Source organism: Curtobacterium sp. Curtsp57, assembly GCF_047324335.1.
In the GTDB taxonomy this organism is placed as follows: Bacteria; Actinomycetota; Actinomycetes; order Actinomycetales; family Microbacteriaceae; genus Curtobacterium.
In genome coordinates this window covers 448,457-462,891 of the sequence record NZ_CP168511.1, presented here as the reverse complement: position 1 = coordinate 462,891, position 14,435 = coordinate 448,457, and the positions used below count along the sequence as shown (strand labels likewise).

The window sequence follows — 14,435 nt, the reverse complement described above, 5'->3', positions numbered from 1 at the left end:
ATGGGGTGATTCACCATGCCCTCTTCTTGTTCAACATTCCTTCATCGAACGGTGACCACGATGTCAACGAAGTCCGTCCTCCGTCCCCCCGAAGCGCTCGACGCGCCCCGCACGGTCTCCCTGACCGACCGGGTCGCGCTGCGCATCGGGATGGCACTCATCATCTGGAGCCGCCGCACCCGTCGTGTCCGGCCCTCGATCGACCCCGCTCTGCGCGTGCAGCTCGATCGCGAACGCGCCGAGCGTGAAGCCCAGTGGCTGATGCTCGGTGCCGGCATGCGCGTGTGGCGCTGACGACGGACGCCCGGCACCCGGTGTGCCGGGCGTTCGTCGTCGAACCCGTACCGTTGTCGGGTGACCGAAACCGCTGCTGCCCTCGTCGAACGACTCACCGCCATCGTCCCGGACTTCCCGAAGCCGGGGATCCTGTTCCGTGACGTGACGCCGGTGTTCTCCGACGCCGTGGCGTTCGGCCGGGTCTGCGAAGCCCTCGCAGCCCCGTTCGCGATCGGCGCCGGGTTCGACGCCGTCGCGGGCATCGAAGCACGCGGGTTCGCACTCGCCGGCGGGATCGCCGCGCAGCACCAAGTCGGCGTGCTGACGATCCGGAAGGCGGGCAAGCTCCCCGGCGAGGTCCTCAGTGAGCAGTACGCGCTCGAGTACGGCGAGGCCGAGCTCGAGCTCCGTCCGGGTCAGCTCCCGGCGGGTACGCGCGTGCTCGTGGTGGACGACGTCCTCGCGACCGGCGGGACCGCGGACGCCACGATCACGCTGCTGGAACGCGCCGGATACCAGGCCATCGGGTTCGCGGCGCTGCTCGAACTCGACGGGCTCGCGGGCCGGGAGCGCATCGAACCGCGCCTGCCCGTGACGACGCTCGGGATGGTCCCGGCGTGACCGCCCTCGCGCACTAGTCTTGATCCACCCCATCCAACCGAGGAGTCCCATCATCGTGACCGAGTCAGTCGCACCCGAGCCCGCAGAGCTTCCCCAGGCACCCGAGCCCCGGACCGCGACGACGACCACGACGGGCACCGAGCTCTTCGACGGCGTGCGCGGGATCGTCGCGATCCGCGTCGCCGGCGTCCTCAAGGACCTCGCCGCGGACGTGCAGGCGGGGGAGACCGCCGAGCCGGTCACCCTCGACGAGCAGGACGGCCTCGACATCCTGCGCCACTCCGCCGCGCACGTCCTCGCGCAGGCGGTGCAGCAGATCAACCCCGACGCCAAGCTCGGCATCGGCCCGCCCGTCACCGACGGCTTCTACTACGACTTCGACGTCGCCGAGCCGTTCACGCCCGAGGACCTCAAGGCCATCGAGAAGGGCATGGACCGCATCATCAAGCAGGCCCAGCGCTTCCGTCGCCGGGTCGTGACCGACGACGAAGCCCGCGAGCTGATGGCCGGGGAGCCCTACAAGCAGGAGCTCATCGGCCTGAAGGGCGCCGCGGCCGACGGCGACTCCGGCGAGAGCGTCGAGGTCGGCGCCGGTGAACTCACCGTCTACGAGAACGTCGACCCGAAGTCCGGGGACGTCGTCTGGCAGGACCTCTGCCGCGGCCCGCACGTCCCGCACACCCGGTGGATCGGCAACGCGGCCAAGCTGATGCGCGTCGCCGCCGCCTACTGGCGCGGCTCCGAGAAGAACCCGCAGCTGCAGCGCATCTACGGCACCGCATGGCCGGACAAGGACCAGCTCAAGGGGTACCTCGTGCGTCTGGAGGAAGCGGCCAAGCGCGACCACCGCAAGCTCGGTGCCGAGCTCGACCTGTTCTCGTTCCCGGACGAGATCGGCTCGGGCCTGGCGATCTTCCACCCGAAGGGCGGGATCATCCGCCGCGAGATGGAGGACTACTCGCGTCGTCGGCACGAGGAGAACGGCTACTCGTTCGTCTACACACCGCACATCACCAAGGGCGACCTGTTCGAGCAGTCGGGGCACCTGGGCTGGTACAAGGACGGCATGTTCCCGCCCATGCACATGGACCAGGCGGTGGACGAGGACGGCAACGTCACCCGGCAGGGCGCCGACTACTACCTCAAGCCGATGAACTGCCCGATGCACATCCTGGCGTACCGCTCGCAGGCACGGTCCTACCGCGACCTGCCCCTGCGGATGTTCGAGTTCGGCACGGTCTACCGCAACGAGAAGTCCGGCGTCATCCACGGCCTCACCCGGGTCCGCGGCATGACCCAGGACGACGCCCACATCTTCACCACCAAGGAGAAGATGAAGGAGGAGCTGACCACGACGCTCCAGTTCGTCCTCTCGCTGCTGCGCGACTACGGCCTCGACGACTTCTACCTCGAGCTCTCCACGAAGGACCCGGAGAAGTACGTCGGCGACGACGACGTCTGGGAAGAGGCGACGAACACCCTGCGCGAGGTCGCCGAGGAGTCCGGGCTCGAACTCGTGCCGGACCCCGCCGGCGCCGCGTTCTACGGCCCGAAGATCTCCGTCCAGGCCCGCGACGCCATCGGTCGCACGTGGCAGATGTCGACCGTGCAGCTCGACTTCAACCTGCCCGAGCGCTTCGGCATCGAGTACGCGGCAGCCGACGGCACCCGTCAGCGTCCCGTGATGATCCACCGCGCCCTGTTCGGCTCGATCGAGCGGTTCTTCGGCGTGCTGACCGAGCACTACGCCGGCGCGTTCCCGGCGTGGCTGTCCCCGGTGCAGGTCGTGGGCATCCCCGTCGCCGAGGAGTACGCCGACTACCTCGACGAGGTGATCGCGAAGCTCCGTGCGCACGGCGTCCGCGCCGAGGTCGACCACTCGGACGACCGCATGCAGAAGAAGATCCGCACGCACACCAAGGCGAAGGTGCCGTTCCAGCTCATCGCGGGCGGGGACGACCGCGACGCCGGTGCGGTGTCGTTCCGCTTCCGCGACGGTCGCCAGGACAACGGCGTGCCGGTGGACGAGGCGGTCGACCGCATCCTCACCGCGATCCGCGAGCGCGCTCAGGTCTGATGTCGGCAGAGCAGGACGAGCCGCTGGTCATCCGGGACGCCGCCACTCAGGCGGCCGTCCCGGATGCCTTCCAGCGCCTCTGGAACCCGCACCGGATGGCGTACATCGACGCCGGTCGCGAGGGCGAGGGCCGCGGGCACAAAGACGACTGCCCGTTCTGCGAAGCACCGCGAAAGTCCGACGAGGACGCGCTCATCGTCGCGCGGGGCGAGCACGCCTACGTCCTGCTGAACCTGTACCCGTACAACAACGGGCACCTGCTCGTCTGCCCCTACCGCCACACGCCCCTCTACGACGAGGCGACCCCAGAAGAACTCCGGGAGATCGGCGAGCTGACGCAGACCGCGATGCGGGTCCTCCGGCAGGTCTCCCACTGCGACGGCTTCAACATCGGCATGAACCAGGGCGAGGTCGCCGGGGCGGGCGTCGCCGGGCACCTGCACCAGCACATCGTCCCGCGGTGGGAGTCCGACTCGAACTTCTTCCCGATCATCGCCCGCACCAAGTCGATGTCCCAGATGCTCGGGGACACCCGCCGGCTCGTCGCGGAAGCGTGGCCCGCGCAGCACTAGACTGGTCGCCATCATGAGCGACAGCACCAGTACCCCCGGCCAGGACCCCATCGGCACGTCCATCACCGGCTCCTCGCGCGTCAAGCGCGGCCTCGCGGAGATGCTCAAGGGCGGCGTCATCATGGACGTCGTCGACGCCGAACAGGCCCGCATCGCGGAAGAAGCCGGCGCGACCGCGGTCATGGCCCTCGAGCGCGTCCCCGCCGACATCCGTGCGCAGGGCGGCGTCGCCCGCATGTCCGACCCGTCGATGATCGAGGAGATCATCGCAGCGGTGTCGATCCCGGTCATGGCGAAGGCGCGCATCGGTCACTTCGTCGAGGCGCAGGTGCTGCAGGAGCTCGGCGTCGACTACATCGACGAGTCCGAGGTGCTGTCGCCCGCTGACTACGTCAACCACATCGACAAGTGGAAGTTCACCACTCCGTTCGTCTGCGGTGCCACCAACCTCGGCGAGGCGCTCCGCCGCATCACCGAGGGCGCGGCGATGATCCGCTCCAAGGGCGAAGCCGGCACCGGTGATGTCTCCGAGGCGACCAAGCACATCCGCACCATCTCGAAGGAGATCGCGGCGCTCCGGAACCTCCGCCCCGACGAGCTGTACGTCGCGGCGAAGGAACTGCAGGCCCCGATCGACGTCGTGCAGGAAGTCGCCGAGACCGGCAAGCTCCCCGTCGTCCTCTTCACCGCAGGTGGCGTCGCGACCCCGGCGGACGCCGCGATGATGATGCAGCTCGGCGCCGACGGCGTCTTCGTCGGCTCCGGCATCTTCAAGTCCGGCGACCCGGCCGCCCGTGCTGCCGCGATCGTCAAGGCGACCACCTTCCACGACGACCGCAAGGTCATCGCCGAGGTGTCCCGCGGTCTCGGTGAGGCGATGGTCGGCATCAACGTCGCCGACGTCCCCGCGCCGCACCGCCTCGCCGAGCGTGGCTGGTAGCCCCATCGGTGGTGCAGCGCCCCGCATCGGGGTGCTCGCACTGCAGGGCGACTTCCGCGAGCACATCGTCTCGCTGACCGAGCTCGGCGCCGACGTGGTGTCGCTGCGCCGCCCGGAGGAGATCGACGGCCTGCACGGCGTCGTGATCCCCGGCGGCGAATCCGGGGTGATGGACAAGCTCTCGCGGGTCTTCGGTCTCGCCGAGCCGCTGACCGCTGCGATCCGGAACGGCCTGCCGACCTACGGCACGTGCGCGGGCATGATCATGCTGAGCGCCCGGATCACGAACGCGACCACCGGGCAGCGGACGCTCGACGTGCTCGACACGACGGTGCGGCGGAACGCCTTCGGCAACCAGAACGACTCGTTCGAGATCGACATCCCGATGCCCGACCTCGGCGAGGCACCGGTGCACGCGGTGTTCATCCGTGCACCGGTCGTGGAGCAGCACGGTGCCGGAGTCCAGGTCCTCGGAGCGCTGCCGGACGGCCGCGCGGTCGCCGTGCAGCAGGGCAACGTCCTCGCGAGCGCCTTCCACCCGGAGGTCACGGGCGAGGACCGCTTCCACCGACGCTTCCTGGACCTCGTCCGCTCCGCCTGACCCGCTCGGAACCGCCGCCTGACCCGCTCGGAACCGCGGCCTGCGCGCCGAGACCGCACCGAGCCTCCAGATCGCTACACTGATCTGGACTTTCCGCAAGACGCAAGGAGAACCGTGTCCGGGCATTCCAAGTGGGCAACGACGAAGCACAAGAAGGCCGTCATCGACCAGCGACGTGCCAAGTCGTTCGCGAAGCTCATCAAGAACATCGAGGTCGCCGCGAAGATGGGCGGCGCCGACATGTCGGGCAACCCGACCCTGGTCGACGCCGTGCAGAAGGCGAAGAAGACCTCGGTCCCCAACGACAACATCGACCGCGCGATCAAGCGCGGTGCCGGGCTCACGGGTGAGTCCATCGAGTACACGACGATCATGTACGAGGGCTACGCCCCGAACGGCGTCGCGATGCTCATCGAGTGCCTCACGGACAACAAGAACCGTGCAGCGGCCGAGGTCCGGACCGCGATGTCCCGCAACGGCGGCACCATGGCCGACCCGGGCAGCGTCGCGTACAACTTCTCCCGCAAGGGCGTCATCTCCGTCTCGAAGGTGGACGGCCTGTCGGAGGACGACGTGATGACCGCGGTGCTCGACGCCGGTGTCGAGGACGTCATCGACCAGGGCGGCGGCTTCGAGGTCTACACCTCGGCGACCGACCTCGTCGCGGCCCGCACCGCGCTGCAGGACGCCGGCATCGACTACGACTCCGCCGACGCCGAGTTCGTGCCCGGCCTGAAGGTCCCGGTCGACGCCGAGACGGCCCGCAAGGTGTTCCGCCTCATCGACGCACTCGAAGACTCCGACGACGTCCAGAACGTCTACGCGAACTTCGACATCCCCGCCGACGTCCAGGCCGAGCTCGACCAGGACGAGGACGAGGACTGACCTTGTCGCGCCCCGGGCCCGTGCTCCGCGTGCTCGGGGTCGACCCCGGGCTCACGCGGTGCGGCGTCGGCGTCGTCGAGGTCACCCCTGACCGTCGCGCCCGCATGGTCGCGGTCACCGTGGTCCGCACCCCGTCAGACATGGCGCTCGAGCAGCGGCTGGTCCTGATCGCCGCGGGGATCGCGGAGCAGATCGAGGAACACCACCCAGACGCCGTCGCGGTCGAGCGGGTGTTCGCCCAGGCGAACGTCCGCACCGTGATGGGCACGGCACAGGCGTCCGGCCTGGCACTGCACGCCGCTGCGGTGCGCGGCATCCCGGTCGGGCTGCACACGCCGTCCGAGGTCAAGGCAGCCGTCACCGGGTACGGCAACGCCGACAAGAAGCAGGTGCAGGCGATGATCGCGCGTGTGCTCGGTCTCGCCGAAGCCCCGAAGCCGGCGGACGCCGCCGACGCGCTCGCCCTGGCGGTCTGTCATGCCTGGAGGCTCGGTGCACCCGACCAGGTCGGTGTGCAGTCCGGCAGTCTGACGCCGGCGCAGCGCGCATGGCGCGACGCGCAGGCCGGGACCGGTGGGCGCACGGCGTCCTCGCCACTCGCACGCGCGGCGGCGGCCGCCGCGTCCGCTGGGCGCTCGGGGACGGGGGTACAGCGCGCCGCGTCGGGGACGTCGGCGGCTGCACCCGTCGACGCTGCGTCGCAGCGTGGCTCGTCCGTCGCGTCGGCGGCTGGACGTAGGCTCGGGGCATGATCGCGAGTCTCCGGGGCACCTGCATCGACGTCGCCGGATCCGCCGTCGTGATCGAGGTCGGGGGAGTCGGCTACGCCGTCACGGTGACACCGGCACACGCACTCACCATGCGCCACGGCGCCGAGGTGTTCGTGCGCACGGCGATGATCGTGCGTGAAGACGAGCACCTGCTCTTCGGGTTCGAGTCGACCGACGCGCTGCGCGTCTTCGACCTGCTCCGCAGCGTGTCCGGGGTCGGCCCGAAGTCGGCGCTCGGTGTCCTCGGCGCGATGGACCCTGGACAGATCGCGAACGCCGTGGCGAACGACGACGACGCCGCGTTCCGGAAGGTGTCCGGCATCGGGCCGAAGACCGCCAAGCTCATCATCGTCGCGCTGTCCGGCAAGCTCACCGCCTTCGAGACCTCGTCCGCCGCAGCTGCTGCCGGTCATGGCGCCACGGCGCACCCCGCGTCGGAAGACGTCGTCATCGCGCTCGTCGGGCTCGGCTGGCGCGAAGATGCAGCACGTTCCGCGGTCGACGACACGATCGCGAACGAACCCGGTGTCGCGGCCATGGGGACCCAGGCACTCCTCCGTGCCGCGCTCGGAGCCCTCCGCCCGACCGGGGCCGGCCGATGAGCGGCGGGATCACCGCGGCGGACGCCCAGTCACCGGAAGAACTCGCGTTCGAAGGCGCGCTCCGTCCGAAGTCGCTCGCCGAGTTCGTCGGGCAGCGCAAGGTCCGCGGGCAGCTCGACCTGCTCCTCAAGGCCGCAGCGATGCAGGACCGCACGCCCGACCACATCCTGATGGCCGGTCCGCCCGGGCTCGGGAAGACCACGCTCGCGATGATCGTGGCGCACGAGTCCGGTCGCCCCTTGCGCATGTCGAGCGGTCCGGCGATCCAGCACGCCGGCGACCTCGCCGCGGTCCTGTCGTCGCTGATGCCCGGTGAGGTCCTGTTCATCGACGAGATCCACCGGATGGCCCGCTCGGCCGAAGAGATGCTGTACCTGGCGATGGAGGACTTCCGCATCGACGTGATGGTGGGCAAGGGTGCGGGGGCGACGAGCATCCCGCTCGACCTCGCGCCGTTCACCCTCGTCGGGGCGACCACCAGGGCGGGCCTCCTGCCGAACCCGCTGCGAGACCGCTTCGGGTTCACGGCGCACCTCGAGTTCTACGAACGGGACGAACTCGAACAGGTCCTCATCCGCGCCGCACACCTGCTCGAACTCGACTTCGACCGCTTCGCGCTCCGCGAGATCGCCGGTCGGTCACGGGGCACGCCGCGCATCGCGAACCGTCTGCTCCGCCGCGTCCGGGACTACGCCCTCGTGCACGGCACCCGGGACGGCATGGCCGCGGTGCAGGGCGCCCTCGAGCTCTACGACGTCGACGAGTACGGGCTGGACCGACTCGACCGCGCGGTGCTCGAGACGATGCTCACCCGGTTCGACGGGGGACCGGTCGGCCTGAACACGCTCGCGGTCTCCGTCGGGGAAGAATCCGAGACCATCGAGTCGGTGGTCGAGCCGTTCCTGGTCCGCATCGGGCTCGTCACCCGCACTCCTCGGGGTCGGATCGCCACGCCGGCGGCCTGGCGACACTTCGGGCTCACGCCCGGTCAGCCGGCCGGTTCCTCCCAACCGGGGCTGTTCGACGACGAGTAGACCCGTCTGCGGCATCCGCCACAGCCACGTGCCCTAGACTGCTACGGCCCGAAACCGAAATACCAGAGAAGGCATCGCAATCATGGGTCAAGAAGTCATCCTCATCGTCATCGTCGTGGCGTTCGCGGCCTTCATGTTCTACAACAGCCGCAAGCGCAAGAAGCAGCAGTCGGAGCTCGCGACCAAGATGGTTCCTGGAGCCCGCGTCATGCTGTCCTTCGGTCTCTACGGCACGCTCCTGTCGGTCGACGACGAGAAGGTCACCGCCGACGTCGAGATCGCGCCGGGGACCATCGTCACCGTCCACCGTCAGACCCTCTCGCGTGTCGTCGACGACACCGCGTCGGACATCGAGACGACCGCCACCCCGGAAGACGAGCCGAAGCCCGTCGCCGAGTTGAACGGCGAGCCGGTCTACGGCGAGCGTGCGGACGACGCCGAACAGGCGAAGCGCAAGTCCGAGGACTGATCCGCTCACCCGCCCGGACACAACCGTGACCGGGCGGTGACACCCCCTGCCGTCGGCGTGCGCGCCGTCGGTCCTGACAGAAAGACGAGACGACCGGTGGCACGATCGACACCCGTCAAGAAGGCGTTGCGCTCGCTCACCTGGTTGGTGATCCTCATGGCGGTCCTCGCTGGCCTGAACACGGCCGCGTCGATCCTGGCCAGCACCAGCAAGGACGACACGGGCAAGTGGTTCGAGGGAGCGAGCTGGGTCCCCGAGCTCGCCCTCGACCTGCAGGGCGGCACGCAGCTGACCCTGGCGGCGCAGAGCACCGACGGCTCGGCGGCCACGGCCGACCAGCTCAAGCAGGCCGTGGACATCATCCGCCAGCGTGTCAACGCCACCGGCGTCTCGGAGACCGAGATCAACCGCCAGGGTGCGAACAACATCGTGGTGTCGATCCCTGGCAAGCCGGACCAGCAGACCATCAACCGCATCGAGGCGGCGGCGAAGCTGACGTTCCGCCCGGTCCTCTACACCGAGGCCGCGACGAACTCGTCGGTCGGCGGCGGCTCGTCGTCGAGCGCCTCCCCGACGCCGTACACGCCACCGGCATCGCTCCCGGCGACGCCCAGCGCGAAGCCGACGAACGCCAGCGACCTGAACTGGGCGTCGCCGAAGCTGCAGGACCTGTACACCAACTACAACTGCAACGCCCCGGACGACGTCACCGCCGCCCCGGACGACCAGCCGCTCGTGACGTGTGACGTGTCCGGCACCTCGAAGTACATCCTGGGCCCGGTCGAGGTGGACGGCGCCAGCATCTCGAACGCCACCTCGGGGCTGGCGTCAAACTCGCAGGGCACGACGACCGGCGAGTGGGCGGTGACCCTCGACTTCAACAGCACCGGCACGAAGGAGTTCCGGGCCGTCACGAACCGCCTGGTGTCCCTGCAGTCGCCGCAGAACCAGTTCGCGATCGTCCTCGACGGATCCGTCATCGAGGCCCCGCAGACCAACAGCGCGATCACGAACGGCAAGGCCCAGATCACCGGCTCGTTCACCGCGGAGTCGGCGAAGACCCTTGCGGACCAGCTGAAGTACGGCGCCCTGCCGATCAACTTCAAGGTGCAGTCGAACGAGAACATCTCGGCCACGCTCGGCAGCGCGCAGCTCATCGGCGGCCTCATCGCCGGCCTGATCGGTCTGATCCTGGTCATCATCTACTCGGTGATCCAGTACCGGGCCCTCGCGTTCGTCACGGTGCTCTCGCTCGGTGTCGCCGCGACCCTGACGTACCTGGTGATCGCGATCATGTCCTGGCGCGTCGACTACCGACTGTCGTTGGCCGGCGTCGCGGGGTTGATCGTGGCGATCGGCATCACGGCGGACTCGTTCATCGTCTACTTCGAGCGCATCCGTGACGAACTCCGTGACGGCCGCGCGCTCGAGGGAGCCGTCGAGTCCGGCTGGAAGCGTGCGCTCCGCACGATCCTGGCGTCCGACTCGATCAATTTCCTCGCCGCCATCGTGCTGTACATCCTCGCGGTGAGCGACGTGAAGGGCTTCGCGTTCACGCTGCTCCTCACCACCCTGATCGACGTCGTGGTCGTGATCCTCTTCACGCACCCGATGCTGCAGCTCATCTCGCGTCGCCGTTTCTTCAACGAGGGACACCGGTTCAGCGGCCTCGACCCGACAGCCCTCGGCGCGGTCTACCGCGGTCGTGCGCAGTTCCGTGCGCCCGTCGTGGACGGCAAGCGCCAGCGGGCCGCCGGCGAGGCACAGCGCCGCCAGACGATCGCTGAGCGGAAGGCCGGCAACGGCGACACCACCGACAACGGCGGCAAGCCGAACGGGAAGGACAGCTGATGGCGAGCTTCAGCCAGTTCGGCAACGACCTCTACACGGGCAAGCGCTCGTACGACATCGTCGGACGCCGTCGCACGTGGTACATCATCGCGATCGCCGCGATCGTGGTCTCCCTTGCGGTGCCGTGGCTCCGCGGCGGGTACCAGCTCGGCATCGAGTTCACCGGCGGGTCCGAGTTCACGATCTCCGACGCCAAGACCGTCGACCAGAACCTCGCGACGAACACCGTCGAGAAGATCGTCCCCGATGAGATCCCGCGCGTCTCCCAGCTCGGGACGCACGGCATCCGCGTGCAGACCGGGCAGCTCACCGATGCCGAGACGACGCAGATCCAGACCGCGCTGGCCGACGCGTACAAGGTCGACAGGGACCAGGTCGCGTCGACGTTCATCGGTGCGACCTGGGGCGCCGACGTGCTCGCACAGGCGATCCGTGGTCTGATCATCTTCCTCGCCCTCGCCGCGGTGTTCATGGCGCTGTACTTCCGCACGTGGAAGATGTCGCTGTCGGCGATGGTGGCGCTGCTCCACGACCTCCTGATCACCGCAGGTGTGTACGGCATCGTCGGGCTGGAGGTCACGCCGGCCGCGGTGATCGGCTTCCTGACGATCCTCGGGTACTCGCTGTACGACACCGTCGTGGTGTTCGACAAGGTGCGCGAGAACACCGCGCAGGAATCGCACCGGACGTTCGTCCAGTCGGTCAACCTCGCGGTGAACCAGACGCTGGTCCGCTCGATCAACACGTCCGTCGTGGCGCTGCTGCCCGTCGCGGCGATCCTCTTCATCGGGTCGTACGTGCTCGGCGCCGGCACCCTGCGCGACATCTCGCTCGCCCTGTTCATCGGCATCATCGTCGGGACGTACTCGACGATCTTCATCGCGTCGCCGATGTACGCGCACCTGCGTGAGAACGAACCGAAGATCAAGCAGGCCGACGCGAAGAAGGCCGCCGCCGCGCGCAAGCGTGCGGAGACCGCCGCGCCGGTCGAGGCCTGAGCCGCATGGACGAGATCACCGTCGACGAGGCCCTCCGTCGCATCGAGAACGGCGCGCGTCTGTACGACGTGCGCGAGCCGGGGGAGTGGGACGAGGTCCACGCGCCCCAGGCCACCCTCGTGCCGATGTCCGAGTTCCAGACCCGGTGGACCGAGATCCAACCGACCGACGACCCGGCGATCATCGTGTGCCACTCCGGCATGCGGTCCGCCCGGGTCGTCGCGGCCCTCGAGCAGTCCGGCGTCCCTGCGGTGAACCTCGCCGGCGGCATGGTGGCGTGGGAAGCCGCCGGTGCGCCGGTGGAGCGCGCCGACGCCCAGCGCGAACGTGGTCACGAGCACTGACGACACGCGCGTAGTCTGGTCGGATCGAGTTCGGCCGGTTCGAGTTCTGGGAGACGCAGCATGACGGACATCCGTGAGACGTCGGCGCAGGACGACTCCGCCGCGAGCCGCCCCGGTCCGTCCCCGCTGCCGTCCAGCCCGCCCGTGGGCCCGAACACCACGGGTAACCTCGGCTCCCTCCGGTCCCTGCTGCCGCGCCTGTTCTCCCGCGCCCAGCCGGCCGGTGCCGTCGACACGCTCATCCGGACCGTGCGCTCGCACCACCCGAAGGCGGACGTCACGCTGATCGAGCGTGCGTACTCGGTCGCGGAACGCGCGCACGACGGCCAGAAGCGCAAGTCCGGCGAGCCCTACATCACGCACCCGGTCGCGGTCGCGCAGATCCTCGCGGACCTCGGCATCGGGCCCATCACGATCGCGGCTGCGCTGCTGCACGACACGGTCGAGGACACCGACTACCAGCTCGACCAGCTGCGCCACGACTTCGGCGACGAGATCGCGATGCTCGTCGACGGTGTCACGAAGCTCGACAAGGTCAAGTACGGCGACAGCGCCCAGGCCGAGACCGTCCGCAAGATGGTCATCGCGATGTCGAAGGACATCCGCGTCCTGGTGATCAAGCTCGCGGACCGCCTGCACAACGCCAGGACGTGGGGCTTCGTCGAGTCCACCTCGGCCACGCGCAAGGCCAAGGAGACCCTCGAGATCTACGCGCCGCTCGCGCACCGTCTGGGCATCCAGATGATCAAGCTCGAGCTCGAGGACCTGTCGTTCGCGGTGCTGCACCCGAAGCTCTACGTCGAGATCGACAGCCTGGTCAAGGAACGGCAGCCGAAGCGCGAGCAGTTCGTCCAGAACGTCATCGGGACGCTGAAGAAGGACCTCAAGGCCGCCAAGGTGCGCGGCGAGGTCATGGGCCGGCCGAAGCAGTACTACTCGATCTACCAGAAGATGATCGTCCGGGGCCGCGAGTTCGACGAGATCTACGACCTCGTCGGCATCCGGGTGCTCGTCCCCACGGTCCGCGACTGCTACGCCATGCTCGGCTCCGTGCACGCGCGCTGGACCCCGCTGCCCGGACGTTTCAAGGACTACATCGCGACCCCGAAGTTCAACCTGTACCAGTCGCTGCACACCACGGTCCTCGGGCCGCAGGGGCGTCCGGTCGAGATCCAGATCCGCACGCACGAGATGCACCAGCGCGCCGAGTTCGGTGTCGCCGCGCACTGGAAGTACAAGCAGCGTGCCGCCGGTCGCGACGTGGACAGCTCGAGCGCGAACGACGACATGGCGTGGCTCGCGCACATCACCGACTGGCAGGCCGAGACCAGCGACCCCGGCGAGTTCCTCGACTCCCTCCGCTACGAGATCGGCGCGAAGGAGACCTACGTCTTCACGCCGCAGGGCAAGGTCATCGGGCTCCCCGCCGGTGCGACCCCGGTCGACTTCGCGTACGCGGTGCACACCGAGATCGGACACCGCACGATGGGCGCGAAGGTGAACGGTCGCCTGGTGCCCCTCGAGAGCTCGCTGTCGAGCGGTGACGTCGTCGAGATCTTCACGTCGAAGAACCCCGACTCCGGGCCGAGCCAGGACTGGCTGACCTTCGTCCGCAGCCCCCGCGCGCGGAACAAGATCAAGCAGTGGTTCACCAAGGAGCGCCGCGAAGAGGCGATCGAGCAGGGCCGCGACGCCATCGCCCGTGCGATGCGCAAGCAGAACCTGCCGCTCCAGCGGATCATGAGCCAGGACTCCATCTCGGAGGTCGCATCCGCGATGCGGTACGACGACGTCTCCGCGCTCTACGCCGCGATCGGCGAGGGACACGTCTCGACGCAGTCGGTGATCGAGAAGGTGCTCGCGGGCGTCCAGACCGAGACCGAGACGGACGAACCGGAGCTCGCCTTCCCGCGGCAGGTCACGAGCCGGCAGCTCCGCAACAGCGACAGTGGCGTGCTCGTCCGCGGGGCGCCCGACATCCTCGTCAAGCTCGCGAAGTGCTGCACCCCGGTTCCCGGCGACCAGATCGTCGGGTTCATCACCCGCGGGCAGGGTGTGTCCGTGCACCAGGCATCGTGCACCAACGTGAAGTCGCTGATGAACGAACCCGACCGCATGATCGAGGTCGAGTGGGCGCCGTCGTCGAAGTCGGTGTTCCTGGTCCAGATCCAGATCGAAGCGCTCGATCGGTCGGGACTGCTGAGCGACGTCACCCGGGTGCTGACCGACCATCACGTGAACATCCTGTCGGCCACCGTGTCGACGTCGTCGGACCGTCTCGCGCTGTCCCGGTTCGTGTTCGAGATGGGTGACACGACGCACCTGGACCGCGTCCTCAACGCGGTGCGACGCATCGACGCCGTGTACGACGTCTACCGCGTCAGCGCAGGCTGAC

14 protein-coding genes and 1 pseudogene are annotated in these 14,435 nt (G+C 68.8%); all 15 read left to right on the top strand.

Going from position 1 to position 14,435, the window contains the following annotated elements; all coding sequences use genetic code 11:
* The first annotated feature begins 60 nt into the window (after nucleotides 1–60).
* The 15 genes and pseudogenes from ACEN9V_RS02110 (at nucleotide 61) to ACEN9V_RS02040 (ending at nucleotide 14,434) form a co-directional block, all read left to right on the top strand.
* Nucleotides 61–294, top strand: coding sequence for a hypothetical protein (locus ACEN9V_RS02110; RefSeq protein ID WP_413601932.1), 234 nt, complete (start codon nucleotides 61–63; stop codon nucleotides 292–294).
* 60 nt (nucleotides 295–354) lie between these two features.
* Nucleotides 355–897: an adenine phosphoribosyltransferase gene (locus ACEN9V_RS02105; RefSeq protein ID WP_281264548.1), complete on the top strand. Its 543-nt coding sequence runs from the start codon at nucleotides 355–357 to the stop codon at nucleotides 895–897.
* A gap of 154 nt (nucleotides 898–1,051) precedes the next feature.
* Nucleotides 1,052–2,974: a threonine--tRNA ligase gene (thrS, locus tag ACEN9V_RS02100; protein WP_413603028.1), complete on the top strand. Its 1,923-nt coding sequence runs from the start codon at nucleotides 1,052–1,054 to the stop codon at nucleotides 2,972–2,974.
* Nucleotides 2,974–3,546: an HIT family protein gene (locus ACEN9V_RS02095; RefSeq protein ID WP_413601931.1), complete on the top strand. Its 573-nt coding sequence runs from the start codon at nucleotides 2,974–2,976 to the stop codon at nucleotides 3,544–3,546. Before thrS ends, ACEN9V_RS02095 begins: the two co-directional genes overlap by 1 nt.
* Nucleotides 3,547–3,559: 13 nt before the next feature.
* A complete protein-coding gene (pdxS, locus tag ACEN9V_RS02090) occupies nucleotides 3,560–4,486 on the top strand; it encodes a pyridoxal 5'-phosphate synthase lyase subunit PdxS (protein ID WP_413601930.1) in 927 nt (308 codons plus the stop codon).
* Complete coding sequence (gene pdxT / locus ACEN9V_RS02085) at nucleotides 4,476–5,087, top strand: pyridoxal 5'-phosphate synthase glutaminase subunit PdxT (RefSeq protein ID WP_413601929.1); 612 nt, start codon at nucleotides 4,476–4,478, stop codon at nucleotides 5,085–5,087. The genes pdxS and pdxT overlap by 11 nt, the downstream gene beginning before the upstream one ends.
* Before the next feature lie 114 nt (nucleotides 5,088–5,201).
* Nucleotides 5,202–5,972 carry a YebC/PmpR family DNA-binding transcriptional regulator gene (locus ACEN9V_RS02080; protein ID WP_402728728.1) on the top strand — a complete coding sequence of 257 codons (771 nt, stop codon included), beginning with the start codon at nucleotides 5,202–5,204 and terminating at the stop codon, nucleotides 5,970–5,972.
* A 20-nt stretch (nucleotides 5,973–5,992) separates the two neighbouring features.
* Nucleotides 5,993–6,607, top strand: a pseudogene (gene ruvC, locus ACEN9V_RS02075) (crossover junction endodeoxyribonuclease RuvC); the annotation flags it as partial.
* Between the two features lie 113 nt (nucleotides 6,608–6,720).
* Nucleotides 6,721–7,344, top strand: coding sequence for a Holliday junction branch migration protein RuvA (gene ruvA, locus ACEN9V_RS02070; RefSeq protein WP_413601928.1), 624 nt, complete (start codon nucleotides 6,721–6,723; stop codon nucleotides 7,342–7,344).
* Nucleotides 7,341–8,378: a Holliday junction branch migration DNA helicase RuvB gene (ruvB, locus tag ACEN9V_RS02065; protein ID WP_413601927.1), complete on the top strand. Its 1,038-nt coding sequence runs from the start codon at nucleotides 7,341–7,343 to the stop codon at nucleotides 8,376–8,378. Before ruvA ends, ruvB begins: the two co-directional genes overlap by 4 nt.
* An 82-nt stretch (nucleotides 8,379–8,460) precedes the next feature.
* On the top strand, nucleotides 8,461–8,847 hold the full coding sequence (locus ACEN9V_RS02060; protein ID WP_281264555.1) for a preprotein translocase subunit YajC: 387 nt from the start codon (nucleotides 8,461–8,463) through the stop codon (nucleotides 8,845–8,847).
* Between the two features lie 96 nt (nucleotides 8,848–8,943).
* A complete protein-coding gene (gene secD, locus ACEN9V_RS02055) occupies nucleotides 8,944–10,698 on the top strand; it encodes a protein translocase subunit SecD (protein WP_413601926.1) in 1,755 nt (584 codons plus the stop codon).
* Nucleotides 10,698–11,696 carry a protein translocase subunit SecF gene (gene secF, locus ACEN9V_RS02050; RefSeq protein WP_413601925.1) on the top strand — a complete coding sequence of 333 codons (999 nt, stop codon included), beginning with the start codon at nucleotides 10,698–10,700 and terminating at the stop codon, nucleotides 11,694–11,696. Before secD ends, secF begins: the two co-directional genes overlap by 1 nt.
* A 5-nt stretch (nucleotides 11,697–11,701) precedes the next feature.
* Nucleotides 11,702–12,040: a rhodanese-like domain-containing protein gene (locus tag ACEN9V_RS02045; protein ID WP_413601924.1), complete on the top strand. Its 339-nt coding sequence runs from the start codon at nucleotides 11,702–11,704 to the stop codon at nucleotides 12,038–12,040.
* 60 nt (nucleotides 12,041–12,100) lie between these two features.
* The gene (locus ACEN9V_RS02040; protein WP_413601923.1) at nucleotides 12,101–14,434 is read left to right on the top strand and encodes a RelA/SpoT family protein; all 2,334 of its coding nucleotides are present in this window, start codon (nucleotides 12,101–12,103) and stop codon (nucleotides 14,432–14,434) included.
* Nucleotide 14,435 lies beyond the last annotated feature (1 nt).